The organism is Geomonas limicola, assembly GCF_014193675.1.
GTDB lineage: Bacteria > Desulfobacterota > Desulfuromonadia > Geobacterales > Geobacteraceae > Geomonas > Geomonas limicola.
Window position 1 is genome coordinate 390,671 of the sequence record NZ_BLXZ01000004.1, and the last position, 12,020, is coordinate 402,690.

The 12,020-nt window shown below is 62.4% G+C and carries 12 protein-coding genes and 1 tRNA gene; 11 read left to right on the top strand and 2 right to left on the bottom strand.

The window, feature by feature from the left end:
* Positions 1-6: 6 nt before the first annotated feature.
* Together H7688_RS12190 and H7688_RS12195 are read left to right on the top strand one after the other, a co-directional pair.
* A complete protein-coding gene (locus H7688_RS12190) occupies positions 7-1,098 on the top strand; it encodes a ribonuclease Z (protein ID WP_183361390.1) in 1,092 nt (363 codons plus the stop codon).
* A 145-nt stretch (positions 1,099-1,243) separates the two neighbouring features.
* Complete coding sequence (locus H7688_RS12195; protein ID WP_183361391.1) at positions 1,244-1,609, top strand: translation initiation factor Sui1; 366 nt, start codon at positions 1,244-1,246, stop codon at positions 1,607-1,609.
* Positions 1,610-1,668: 59 nt separating this feature from the next.
* Here the strand turns inward: H7688_RS12195 and yaaA are convergent, their stop codons facing one another.
* Entirely contained in the window at positions 1,669-1,866 is a 198-nt protein-coding gene (gene yaaA / locus H7688_RS12200; protein WP_183361392.1) for a S4 domain-containing protein YaaA, read from the bottom strand.
* Between the two features lie 97 nt (positions 1,867-1,963).
* On the opposite strand from yaaA, the gene H7688_RS12205 reads away from it, so the two are divergent.
* From H7688_RS12205 to H7688_RS12240, 8 genes are all read left to right on the top strand, one after another.
* The gene (locus H7688_RS12205; RefSeq protein WP_183361393.1) at positions 1,964-2,527 is read left to right on the top strand and encodes an elongation factor P; all 564 of its coding nucleotides are present in this window, start codon (positions 1,964-1,966) and stop codon (positions 2,525-2,527) included.
* Between the two features lie 114 nt (positions 2,528-2,641).
* Positions 2,642-2,717, top strand: a tRNA-Phe gene (locus tag H7688_RS12210).
* 365 nt (positions 2,718-3,082) lie between these two features.
* Complete coding sequence (locus H7688_RS12215; protein ID WP_183361394.1) at positions 3,083-3,481, top strand: hypothetical protein; 399 nt, start codon at positions 3,083-3,085, stop codon at positions 3,479-3,481.
* 291 nt (positions 3,482-3,772) lie between these two features.
* Positions 3,773-6,475: a carboxypeptidase regulatory-like domain-containing protein gene (locus H7688_RS12220; RefSeq protein ID WP_183361395.1), complete on the top strand. Its 2,703-nt coding sequence runs from the start codon at positions 3,773-3,775 to the stop codon at positions 6,473-6,475.
* A 72-nt stretch (positions 6,476-6,547) separates the two neighbouring features.
* Entirely contained in the window at positions 6,548-7,411 is an 864-nt protein-coding gene (locus H7688_RS12225) for a peptidyl-prolyl cis-trans isomerase (RefSeq protein ID WP_183361396.1), read from the top strand.
* 12 nt (positions 7,412-7,423) lie between these two features.
* On the top strand, positions 7,424-8,761 hold the full coding sequence (locus H7688_RS12230) for a hypothetical protein (RefSeq protein ID WP_183361397.1): 1,338 nt from the start codon (positions 7,424-7,426) through the stop codon (positions 8,759-8,761).
* A complete protein-coding gene (locus tag H7688_RS12235) occupies positions 8,758-9,195 on the top strand; it encodes a cytochrome C (RefSeq protein ID WP_183361398.1) in 438 nt (145 codons plus the stop codon). The genes H7688_RS12230 and H7688_RS12235 overlap by 4 nt, the downstream gene beginning before the upstream one ends.
* Positions 9,183-9,776, top strand: coding sequence for a hypothetical protein (locus tag H7688_RS12240; RefSeq protein ID WP_183361399.1), 594 nt, complete (start codon positions 9,183-9,185; stop codon positions 9,774-9,776). The genes H7688_RS12235 and H7688_RS12240 overlap by 13 nt, the downstream gene beginning before the upstream one ends.
* A gap of 98 nt (positions 9,777-9,874) precedes the next feature.
* On the opposite strand, the gene H7688_RS12245 is transcribed toward H7688_RS12240, so the two are convergent.
* Positions 9,875-11,389, bottom strand: a complete 1,515-nt coding sequence (locus tag H7688_RS12245; protein ID WP_183361400.1) for a phosphotransferase — start codon at positions 11,387-11,389, stop codon at positions 9,875-9,877.
* Between the two features lie 192 nt (positions 11,390-11,581).
* Here H7688_RS12245 and H7688_RS12250 point away from each other — a divergent pair, with 192 nt between their 5' ends.
* A complete protein-coding gene (locus H7688_RS12250; protein ID WP_183361401.1) occupies positions 11,582-11,926 on the top strand; it encodes a hypothetical protein in 345 nt (114 codons plus the stop codon).
* Positions 11,927-12,020 lie beyond the last annotated feature (94 nt).

Genomic DNA, 12,020 nt, shown 5'->3' on the forward strand with positions numbered 1-12,020 from the left:
CAGCGCATGCCGAAACCCTTTCGCTACCTGGAGCCGACCTTTTTTGCCGGGCTCTTCGACGACCCCTTGCTGCTGGTCCGCATCAGGCCCACCGGCCGTGCCCTCCTCTTTGACTGCGGCAAGGTGCACCACCTCGCCAAACGCGTCTTCACCGCCATCGATGCCGTCTTCATAAGCCACGCGCACATGGACCACTTCATGGGGATGGACAGCGTGATCCGGCACAGCCACGCCTCGCCGCGTACCGTCCAGGTCTTCGGTCCTCCCGGAATTTCCACGCGCATGGCCCACAAGTTTGCCTGCTATGACTGGAACCTGGCCGACTCTTACTGGGGGAACTTCAGGGTGACCGAGGTGGGCGAGAAGGAGCAGGAGAGCACCCTCTACCTGGGGCCGCAAGCCTTCGTGGCGCAACCGGACGGAGTGCGCAGAGGTGCCGAACTCTTTGCCAACCGCTTTCTCAAGGTGACAGCAGTGCGCTGCGAGCACCGGATCCCGGTACTGGCGTACAATGTGACGGAAGGGGAGGCATTCGTGCTGGATGAGCGGCTGATGGCCCAGGAGGGCGTACTCAAAGGGGATTGGCTACGTGAGCTGGAGCGCCTGTTCCATGATGGGACCATGGAAGGGGCCGCCGTCAGCTACTCGAAGCAGGTTGGCGAGCGTGTTGAGGAGTGTCGCGCACCGGATGCCGCGGGATTGTACCGGCGCATCAAGAGGGATGAAGCGCCGGCGAGCATCGGGTACGTAACCGACGTGGGGTATTCGGCGGAAAACCTGGAAAGCCTGGCGGGGCTGCTCGGCGGGGTGGACCTGCTGGTGTGCGAGTGCGCCTTTTTGGCGGCGGATCGGGAGAAGGCCCGGATCTCGCGGCATCTCTGCACCACCGAGCTGAACCTGGTGCTCGACCGGCTGCGGCCGCGCTTCGTGCTCCCCATGCACCTCTCCAAAAGTTACCAGGCCGCAGGGGGCGGGGCACTGTACCACGAGCTCGAACTGCCGGAAGGGACCACCTTGCTGCGTATCCCGGACCGCCTCACCCCGCGTCCCATCATGGAGAGCGAGGTACCCAATCCGCTTAAGAAGGTGACCGGGTAAAAGGGGTGATTTGCCACGGCGCTACGGAGCGCATGGAGAAAATCGGACCGGTGTCACGACCCCTTGTTGTCTCCGTGCCCTGCGTGTCTTAGTGGCGAGCCGGTTTGTCTTGAAAGAGGCTCTTCTTTTCTGCTATGAAGAGAGCATGAAAAAGTCATCTTCCAGCGATGCTCCCCTCGTGTACTCCTCCGAATTCGGCCGGATGTGCCCCGGCTGCGGAAAACCCACCAAGAATTGCAGCTGCCGCAAGAACGCTTCGGCACCGGCGGGTGACGGCGTGGTGCGGGTCCGGCGCGAAAGCAAAGGGCGCGGCGGCAAGACCGTGCTGGTGATAACCGGCCTGCCGCTCGATGCCACCGCTCTAACCGCACTTGCCGGGGAACTGAAGCGCAGCTGCGGTTGCGGCGGCACGGCCAAAGACGGCACCATCGAGATCCAGGGCGACCATGCCGACAAGATCATGGAGGAACTCGCCAAGCGCGGCTACAAGGCAAAGCGTGCCGGTGGCTGAGGCTGAAGATATCAGGGTTTTTCCAGCCCCTGGTCCTCAATCCCTAGCCCCTGCTTTGCTTACTCTACGGGAAAGCTCTTCCCGCCAACGGCCACTCGGTCGCCCGGGCGCAGCTTCCTGCCGCGGCGCAGCTCCACCTCGCCGTTTACCTGTACCATCCCCTCCGAGATGATGATCTTGGCCTCGCCACCCGAGGAGACCGCGTCGACGGCCTTTAAAAAACTGTCCAGCTTGATGAACTCCGTATCTATCTTCATGCTTCCTCCACATCGTTGTTCGGCCCGGAAGCGGGCGGTTGAACTTATCACAGATTTCTGCTAAATAAAGACAATTTCGCAAAGGAGATGCCACGCAATGTACACTACCAACGATTTCAAAAGAGGGCTCGTCATCCAGCTCGACAATGCCCCCTGCCTCATCGTAGATGTTGCCTTCCAGTCCCCCAGCGCCCGTGGTGCCAACACCATGGTGAAGACCAAGTACCGCAACCTGATCACCGGCCAGGTGCTGGAGAGGACCTTCCGCTCCGGCGACAAGGTCGACGAGGCGGACTTCGAGCGCCACAAGGGGCAGTTCCTCTATGCCGACGGCGATCGTGGCGTCTTTATGGACCTGGAAACCTACGAACAGTTCGAGATGGAAGCCGATGCCTTCGGCGCCATCCAGCCCTTCCTGTTGGACGGCACCGAGGTGCAGTTGGGCATCTTCCAGGAGCGCATGGTGAACGTTGACCTGCCGCTCAGCGTTGAACTGATCGTGACCGAGACCGCACCTGTGCTGAAAAACGCGACCGCACAGGCTCAGACCAAGGAGGCGGTGGCGGAGACCGGCCTCAAGCTGCAGGTGCCGCCTTATCTCGAAACTGGCGAGAAGATCAAGGTCGATACCAGGGACGGTCGTTTCATCTCCCGCGCCTAAGTTCCTCGAGCGGGGCGTACAGAACTAGCCGTGTCGAGGCCCGCACAAAAAAAGATCGAGCTGGCAGAAAAGGGTTGACACCCGAGCCGATTCAAAGTATAAAGTTGGTCTCTTGCCCAGATAGCTCAGTCGGTAGAGCAGAGGATTGAAAATCCTCGTGTCGGCGGTTCGATTCCGTCTCTGGGCACCACTAGAAAACAAAATGGATCAGTCAGCAATGACTGATCCATTTTTTTTATCCTGATGATTTTTGTCTCTACTCCCCGCACGCTCCCCCGCACACACTGTTTCGAGCTTTTTCACTCTCCTTACTGCCAAAGATAAAGTTTTTCAAAAACAACGACTTTTGTCTCACAGGGAATAACCTGATACTTCTGTGAAAATTTCTCTAAAGATTTTTTCTTACAGTCCGACTAGGCAAATACTGACGCCAAAGGGTTATTGAGAGTAGGTAGATTTGTGTATACTAATTTGACAAAAGCTGACACTGTCTATTATATTGTAAACACTTGAATAGTGCAGAGCCTTTGAAGGTATGACACAATTTTTCGAACCGTGATCTTCCAGGTACGATTCGGCGAGGTTCGTGTGTTTCATTGGTTGCAAATTAAAATGCGCACGTTCAGATTCCTACTGCCCCTGCCTTTTCTGGTGCTGCTTGTGCTGTATGGTTATTCCTTCAACCATCAGCACAAAGGCAACGCCATCTACGATGAGAAAGACCCCCGCCACACCTTCTCCAGCTGCGAACTGCTCAAGATCAAGAAATGTGACAGCGCCTCGTCTATCGTTTCGGTAGATACGCCACCACCGGCAGTGCTTACGCCACTGATGCCGATTCCGGAGCGCATCGATGTCGCCATCGTCCGCGGGGGGCAACCCTTCCCGGTTGCGCTGCCTCGCTTTGCCGCCCTCTCGTGCCCGAACCGGGCTTCGCCTGCCTATCTCGTCTAACCACACCCGTACCAAGCAAGATCTGCTAACCCGTCTGTAGCAACTATCCGCTGGCGTACCCGCGTCCAGCGCTCGCGACCTCGCGCGCGCCGAACACCGGAGCCGACACGGCCTTTGGCCGGGCAGGCCTGGTGGTCGTTTCCGTATTTACGCTGAATGCACACGTGATAACGGCTGGATAGCCTACTTGAGCTGTATCTGGCACCTGACAGAAAGGAGGGGAGGACCGCAAAAGCACTTCCGAAGGCCCAACACAGGTAGAGAACGCAACGCCACCTAAAGGAGAAAGAGATGAGAAGTAATCAAACTGCAGGTCTGATTAAGTATCTAGCTCTTTGTTCTATCGTGCTGCTGACAGCGCTCATGTTCGGCTGCTCCGGCGACAACGGCAAGGACGCCACTGCCCTCGGCACGGTAAGCGGTAAGGTCATAGACACCTACGGTAACAACGTGGCAGGTGCCACCGTTGCCACCTCGATCAACAGCGACGCCTATACCGCGACGACCGATGCCAGCGGCGCTTACGCGCTTACCCTGGCCCCGGGCTCCCGCACCTTTACGGTCTCCGCTGCCGGCTATACCAGCTACAGCCAGAGCCTGGAGGCGGTTCCCGGCAAGACCACGACGCTCAACGTGACCCTGAACCCCACCGGACCGGCTGCCGTCACCGCCGCGCGCACCGACACGGTGAGTCCGATCCTCCCGGGGAGCCAGATAGCGCTGGCAGCCAAGCTCTACAAGTTCGACCCGGCGCTGGCCAACCAGACCCCGACCTATACCTGGAACGTCATCTCCGGACCGGCCGTCACCTTCAGCGACCCGAACTCCGCGAACCCCACGGTAACGCTCGCCTCGGCAGCGGCCTTCAAGAGGTACCTGGTCGAGATGGCGGCTCCGCTCTACAAGGTAAACCCTGACGAACCGCCGGTTCCCATCAACCGCTACCAGGTGGTCCCCTTCTCCTACGAGCAGGCGATGTCCCAGGGGAACACCACCAAGCTCCAGGTGACGGCAACCATCGGCGGGAGGTCCTACACCTCGACGGTTTCGGTGGCAGCCCGGATCCCGGCAGTCCCCTCGACCGGCCTGCAGAACGTGCCGGTCAAACAGCCGGTGGTGCTGGAAGGGCAGGTTCCCTTCAAGGATGCCGACGGCAACCTGGTCTTCACACCCAGGGCTACCTGGAACTGGTCGGTCGTCGGTCCCAACGGTGCGGTGACCGTGAACGACGCCAGTACCGCCTATCCTGATTTCACCCCGGCGACCGCGGGTACCTATGTGGTCTCCGAGGGGGGGAGCGAGGTGTTGCGCGTCTATGCCGGTACCTATGGCGGGATGATGGCAGCCGCCGCGACGCCGGATGCGGGGTGCAACAACTGCCACAACGACAAGGTGACCAGCTGGCTGCAGACCGGACACAAGGACGTCCTCTACGCGGGCATCCGCGAGCCGCTTCCCGACGGCCACTACGCCATGACCTGCACCCCGTGCCACACGGTCGGTAACGGTGCCACCGGGTCCAACGGCTTTGCCGACGCGGCAGCAGCCGAAGGGCTCACCAACTTCACACGGCTGCAGGGGGACCGCAACGCCGAGGCGGATTTCTGGCAGAGCAACCCCAACTCGGCGAAACTCGCCGGCATCCAGTGCGAAAACTGCCACGGCCCGCAGGCCAACTCGGGCCAGCACCAGGTAAGCCCCAGCGACGGCACCCCCATCGCGGTCAACACGAGGGTGAGCTACTCGGCAAACGTCTGCGCCACCTGCCATGCCCGCGCTCCCAAGCACGGACGCTTCTCGCAGTGGAAAAACAGCGGCCACGCCTCCTACGCCACGGTGACCTTCAACTCCAACGCCGACGGGACCCTGAGCGCCTCCTGCGCCTGCTGCCACACCGCCCAAGGGTTCAAGGCCTACACCAAGATCCTGCCGACCGCCAACGGCAACCGCGCCCTCACCGTGCTGCCGGCCAGCCTCACGGTCAACAACGCCGAACCGATTACCTGCTCGACCTGCCACCTCTCGCACAGCGAAGGCAAATCGGTGGCCGCCGAAGTCGGTAATACCTACCAGGACGTCAACGCAGCGAACCTCACCCCGGTCGGCTCCATCGCCGGCAGCACCTACATGCTCCCGAGCGGTTTCGCGGCAAACGGCGTCGGCAAGGGCGCGCTCTGCATCGCCTGCCACAACAGCCGCCAGGGGATCAGCAGCGGTGCGCCGTACCTGCACGAGGATGGCGACACGAAGTTCGGCACGCTTACCAGCTACGGTGCCCCGCACGAGGCCTGTCAGGGCGACGTACTCATGGGGCGCAACGCCTACTGGATGGGAACCAGCCGCTACAACAGCCCGCAGACCCGCTCAAAGCACTCCTACATCGCGGATACCTGCGTCACCTGCCACATGGAGCTGACCACCCTGGATCTCACCCTCGCAGAACCCGGCCAGACCCGCCACGACTTCAAGGCGACCACCGACGTGTGCAACAAGTGCCACACCGCGTACTCGGCCGAGTCGGTGCAGACTACCTTCGATGCGAAACTGCTGGCCATCAAACAGAAGGTAGGTAACGCCATCCTGCAGATCAAGTACGACAACGTGATCCCGGCCAGCACCAGCGCCACCCTGGTCGCCAACCGCTCCGGCATGGTCGACGTAACCTCGGGCGGCGTCACCCGCCGGTGGTTCATCAACACCAAGACCGGGCAGGATGCCTTCCTGGCCGATCCCAACAACGGCGGTGCCCTGGTTCAAGGGTGCACCGACAACGGCGACGGAACCGCGAACTGCACCGGCTACCTGGCAAACGCCACGGCGACCTTCAACGCGAACGCCACCGTTACCGCCAGCGGCGTGAACAACATCATCGCCAAGGCGCTCTGGAACACGGTGCTGGTGCAGGACGACGCCAGCCGCGGGGTGCACAACCCGGCGTTCACCTTCGAGGTGCTGGATAACACCTATGCCCACGTCGGCACCTGGAACCCCTAACCATGCTGCAACCCGGCGGGACTACGGTCCCGCCGGGCCCATCGACATCTCAAGCAGAGGAAGGAAGTAACCATGCCTATCTACCGCCGTGCCGCCCTTCTTACGTTGACCTTTCTTTTGGCCGGTCTCGTGGGGTGCCAGAAACAGCAGGGAACCAAGACGGCCCAAGCGAGCCAGGACAAGCAGCCCAAGGTCCTCGCCAAGGTAAACGGCGTGCCGATTACCGAGCTCGACGTCGCCTTCAAGATGAGCAAGAGCCACGGTACCCCTGCCTCCCAGCAACCCGAGCGCACCCTGGATGACGTGATAAAGGAAGAACTGCTCTACCAGCAGGGGCTCAAGCTCGGGCTCGACAAGGATCCCGGCTATCGGGCCCAGATCGAGAAGCTGGAACGCCAGGTGGCGAATCTCAAGAGGATCGAAATGACCCGGCGCGTTTTCAACCAGGAGATCGCCGCCAAGATAAACATCACCACCGACGAGGTAAAGCGCTACTACGACAACAACAAGACCCGCATCTCGAGCGAACTGCGTCTGGGGATGCTGAGCTTCGGCACCAAGGAGGCGGCAGAGGAGGCCCTGCAGAAGATCAAAAACGGTACGAGCTTCGAGGAAGTGGCCGGTGCCGGAGCACCGGGGCACGCTCCTGCCGGGCCGCGCAACTGGGACCTGGGATTTACCGGATGGGACCAGATCCCCGCGGACTTCCTGGATGCGGTGTACCGGCTTAAGCCGGGCGAGGTGAGCCCGGTGGTATCCATGAAGGAGACCGGGTTCTACCTGTTCAAGCTTCTGGATACGCGCCCCAACCCCAAGGCCGATTACGCCAGCATGGAAGGTATCGTCTCGAACCGCCTCCGGGAACAGCGGGTCAACGATGGATACCGCACCCTGGAAGAACAACTGAAACGCTCCGCAAAAATCGAACGGTTTTAAAAGGAGGGGATCTTGAAAAGCCATGACTCGTGGAGTCCGCCTCCCGCGGGCTTCCCTACGCTGTTCCGGCTGGTGGGCGGCGTGACCGCTGCCTGCGCCTTGCTTGTAGCGGCACCCGCGCTGGCCGAGACCACGCTCGTATCAGCCACGTCCACCACCTTGTTCCGGATCGGACACGGCGATTTCCAGGACAGCAAGAATATCGACACGGCCTACGAATACCTGCGCCTGTCGGTCTCCCGCAGCTTCAAAGACGGTGACAGCCTCTCCCTCCTGGCGGGTGGCTGGCTGCGCGGCGACCTGGCGGACAAGTCGGCGAACGACCGCTTTACCGACGCCGATCTGCAGTACGGCTACCTGAGCTACCAGCGGGGCCGCAACAACCAGGTGCTGAACGCGGGGCGCCAGCTGGTGACCGAAGGGGTGGCGACCGAGCGGATGGACGGTCTCTACCTGCGCAGCGACCTCCCCGCCGGCTTCGGCGCGGCGCTCTTCCTCGGTTCCCCCGTGGTCACCGAGCCGAACTTCAAGGCGGACAACCTGGTCTTCGGCGGCCGCTTCACCCACACGCAGGCCAACTACTACACCCTCGGAGTCAGCGCCCTCAAGTCCTACCAGGACAGCACCCGTTACCGCGAGGAGGAGGGGATCGATCTCTGGCTACACCCGGTGCGCGGGGTGGATGTGACCGGGCGCTCCTCGTACAACTCGATAACCGAGGGGTGGATGGAGCACAGCTACCGGGCAAGTTACACCCCGCTTACCCAGCTGCGGCTCTTTGCCAACCTGGACAGCATCAACTACCGCGACTACTTCTTCCGCGTCACCACCAGCGCGCTCAGTTTCACCAACCGGCTCATCGACCCGAACGAGAAGATGCTTGCCCTGGGAGGCGGTGCCTCGTTCGCCCCGACCGACTCCCTCACCGTGAGCGCCGACTACCGGCACTACGATTACGACATCGCCGGCGCGGCCGACTACTATGGCGGCAAGCTCGGCTTTGCCAATCCGAAGTACCTAAGCTGCGGCGTCGCCGTGCACCGGATGGACGGCGCGGCGGACCGCTTGAGATACCTGGAATACCGGGCCTATGCGGCGAAGAGCATCGGCAAGGCCGACCTGGCGCTCGATCTCATCGACGTGCGCTACGATTCGACCCTCGCCACCAACCAGGTGAAAGACGCCTTTACCGCCTCGGCTGCCGTCACCTACCGGTGGAGCGATCAGCTCAGTTTCGGCGGGGACCTCGATTACTCCCACAATCCCGATTTCGACAACGAGGTGCGGGGGCTCTTGAAGTTGAGCTACGCGTTCGAGGCCAAGCGTGCCGCGGAAGGAGGGGCCAAGTGAAACGAAACAACCTGATACCGATGGTGGTCCTCGGTCTTGTGGTGCAGCTGCTCTACGCCTGCGCCGGCACCACCAGCATCGCGAGGGTCCACCCCGAACCGGTGCAGGGGCTGGTGGATTGCGCCCAGTGCCACACCGACCGCTGGGCGAACCTGAACCACCGGGCTCCCGATTTCCTGGCCAAGCACGGCGTCTGGGGAGGGACCCGGGCCGCCTGTGCCTCCTGCCACCAGGAGTCCTTCTGTGCCGACTGCCACGCGCACAAGGACGACCTCAAACCGAGCGACAAGTACAAGGACGCCCCGGAGCGCGCACTGCCGCACCGCGGCGACTACCTGAACCAGCACAAGATCGACGGCAGGATCGATCCCGCCTCGTGTCTTAAGTGCCATGGCAGGCAAAACAACGAGGGGTGCAAAAGATGCCACAGATAACGACCAGATACGTCATGGTGGTGCTGGTGTCGCTGTTGGTCCTCCCGCTGTGCGGCTGCGGTGATCGTAACCCGCAGGCCGACCTGAACCCGACGACCGGGAAGCACTCCGATCCCGCCTGGCTGCCGGCAGGTCACACCGCGGCGGTCCAGGATCACGGCTACAACTGCACCGAGTGTCACGGTGCCGACCTGCAAGGCGGCATCTCGCGGGTCGCCTGTACCAGCTGTCACCTGGAGAACGCGCGGCAGGTGCACCCGGCTGGGTGGGGGCAGTTCGCCTACGCGCTGCACAGCCAGTTCGTCAGGCAAAACGGGACGGCGAGCTGTGCGGTCGCCTCCTGTCACGGCAGCGACTTAAACGGGGTGAGCGGCTCCGGCCCCTCCTGCTCGAGCTGCCACCTGGGCGGGCCCCTTTCGGCGCATCCCCAGACCTGGAACGCCGATATCCTCTCCTTCCACGCCGGTTACGGCAGTAGCTACCCCACCAGTGCCTGCGCCACCGCGGTTTGCCACGGCAGCGACCTCAAGGGTGTATTCTTAAGCGGCCCCGGCTGCAACGTTTGCCACACCAACCTGTAGCCGCGGCGTTAGCAAAACCTGGAGTACCACGAGAAAAAGGGACCAGCCGGTAAGGGCTGCTCCCTTTTTCTCTGTGCACCCGGTACGCTGCGGTACCTTCAACCGTTGAGAACCAACAGGCTGTGTTCGGCCTCCACCAGGATGCGCCAGAGTTCGCCACTTTCACCAAGCTTGAGCTTGACCAGGTACGCGCCGATGCTCAGGTTCGTACGGGCCCGGAACAGCTCCACCTGCACCGGGAAGTCCTCGTCCAAAAGCTCGCCCATCTCGCCACGGTAGGTTTCCAGGAAGGACTCTTCAGGGTAGCGCCCGCGCAGTTCCGGATGCTGGCCGAACTGGCTGCGGAACTGGGCCAGGAACCACCCCACGTCGAAGGCGGGCGGCATGAACTGGGAGCGCTCGAAGTCGATCGCGGCGAGGTAGCAGGTTCCAGGGTCGCCGGGGTCGTCGTGGCCGATGATGATGTTCTGCGGCTGGAAGTCGCCGTGCCCCTGTACCAGGTCGTCCGGATGTTGCTGCACCAACTCCTGCTCGGCTGACTGCACCGCGGTCGCTATCTCGGCGACCTTCCCCCGGTACGGGTGCTCGATCTCGGCGAAACGCCGCACCTCTCCGCCCAGGCGCCGCTCCTCCTCGCGCAGGAATTCTTCCGGGGTGGTGATCCGCAGGTGCAGGCGGTGCAGGCGCGCCAGCCAGCGTGCGGCCAGCTCAAGGTAGCGGTACCCATCTGCGGGGCTGCAGTTCAGCAGCATGTCGAACAGCGACTTCCCCGCCACCCCCTGTTCGATGAGCGTCTTTTGCACGGCGTCCTTTTCGATTGCCTGCGGCACCCGCAAGCTTCCCGCCCTGAAACCGTGTTCCCCGATGCTGGACATGATGTGGTAGGCCCGCTGCGCCTTGGTCCAGCTCGCCTGGTCGGTGGGGGTGCGGATGATGATGCTGTCGCGCGACTCGGCGCTTTGCTCGCTGCCGATCTTCACCTGGGTCACCTTGCGGGCCTCGCGGTGCGTTACCACCTGGAGGTAGGGGCGGCAGGCCCCGCTGCGCAGGGCGTGCACCAGGTCGGCGAGGCTTGCGACCGGGACGTCGAAGCGGGTGGGGTAGATCCCGGCGTAGCTTGCGGCATGGGTGTCGGTGCCGGCGGTCGCGGTGTAGCCGTAGCTGCGCCAGTCCTGGAAGCTGCGGCTGTTGCCGTGCACGGTGTGGTTCGAGTTGAAGATCTCGATGCCGTTTAACAGCGGCGAGCGCAGCATCTCTGCGCTGGGGACCCGGCCGTCGCGGTAGGGATGGGCCCAGATGATGGCGCAGTCCGGGTACTGGCGCCGGATCTCCTCGAGCGGCGTGCTGCGTGGTACGACCTCGGCTGCCCCGTAGATCAGCAGATCGCCAAAGCGCGGGACGTTGGTCTCCTGTCCGCTCAGCAGGACGAAGTCCTCGGGAAGCGCGGCCTGTCTGCGCAGTTCGGCCAAGCCTGCATCGCTCCAGAGGAAATGGTGATCGGTGATGACAAGTCCCTGCAAACCTTTGGCACGCACCTGCCGGACCAGTTCGAGCGCCGGCACGGTGCTGCACGAGGAGTGCTCCAGGGTGTGGCAGTGCATCTCTAAAAGCATGAGGTCCCTCCGTTGTACCGCAGGAGAACTCTCGACCTTGTGACGACCCGGTTCGCCCGTAGTGCCTACAACTAGCTTAGTTCCGCGGCAATTGTGTTGTCTAGCGCTCAAATCGGGCAGAGTATGGGGAGAGAAGGAACCCGTGGCCTGCCGTGATGCGAGGCTGGATAGACGGGTCCCGGGAGGTGCGCCGTGCAAGAACCTGTTGCCTTGGTACAGGGGCTCTACTTCCTGGTCACCGGGATCTGGCCGATCCTCGAGATCGACAGTTTCCTGATGGTGACCGGGCCCAAGACCGATCTCTGGCTGGTCAAGACGGTGGGAATCGCACTCGCCGCGGTCGGGGCCTCGCTCGCGCTCGCCGGCTGGCAGGGTGACCTCAACCCCGCCACGGTGACCCTGGGAGTGGCGAGTGCTGCGGGGCTCGGCGCCCTGGAGACCTGGTACGTTGCCCGTCGGGTCATCGCTCCGGTGTACCTGGTGGACGCCCTGGTCGAACTGGTCTTCGTCCTGTGGTGGCTGGCCAGGCTCGGTTGAGACGCGTACCGCGAGCCGGCGGCTCCAGCGCCTGAGACTTGAAAATAAGTGTGTTCATTAAGCAAATATCCGCCGGGTGTAAGGTAAATTGTAG

What these genes read in the sequence shown, in the direction of transcription:
- H7688_RS12190 (WP_183361390.1), top strand. Translation starts at nt 7, where the DNA reads ATGCCGAAACCCTTTCGCTACCTGGAGCCGACCTTTTTTGCCGGGCTC.
- H7688_RS12195 (WP_183361391.1), top strand. Translation starts at nt 1,244, where the DNA reads ATGAAAAAGTCATCTTCCAGCGATGCTCCCCTCGTGTACTCCTCCGAA.
- yaaA (WP_183361392.1), bottom strand. Translation starts at nt 1,866, where the DNA reads ATGAAGATAGATACGGAGTTCATCAAGCTGGACAGTTTTTTAAAGGCC.
- H7688_RS12205 (WP_183361393.1), top strand. Translation starts at nt 1,964, where the DNA reads ATGTACACTACCAACGATTTCAAAAGAGGGCTCGTCATCCAGCTCGAC.
- H7688_RS12220 (WP_183361395.1), top strand. Translation starts at nt 3,773, where the DNA reads ATGAGAAGTAATCAAACTGCAGGTCTGATTAAGTATCTAGCTCTTTGT.
- H7688_RS12225 (WP_183361396.1), top strand. Translation starts at nt 6,548, where the DNA reads ATGCCTATCTACCGCCGTGCCGCCCTTCTTACGTTGACCTTTCTTTTG.
- H7688_RS12240 (WP_183361399.1), top strand. Translation starts at nt 9,183, where the DNA reads ATGCCACAGATAACGACCAGATACGTCATGGTGGTGCTGGTGTCGCTG.
- H7688_RS12245 (WP_183361400.1), bottom strand. Translation starts at nt 11,389, where the DNA reads ATGCTTTTAGAGATGCACTGCCACACCCTGGAGCACTCCTCGTGCAGC.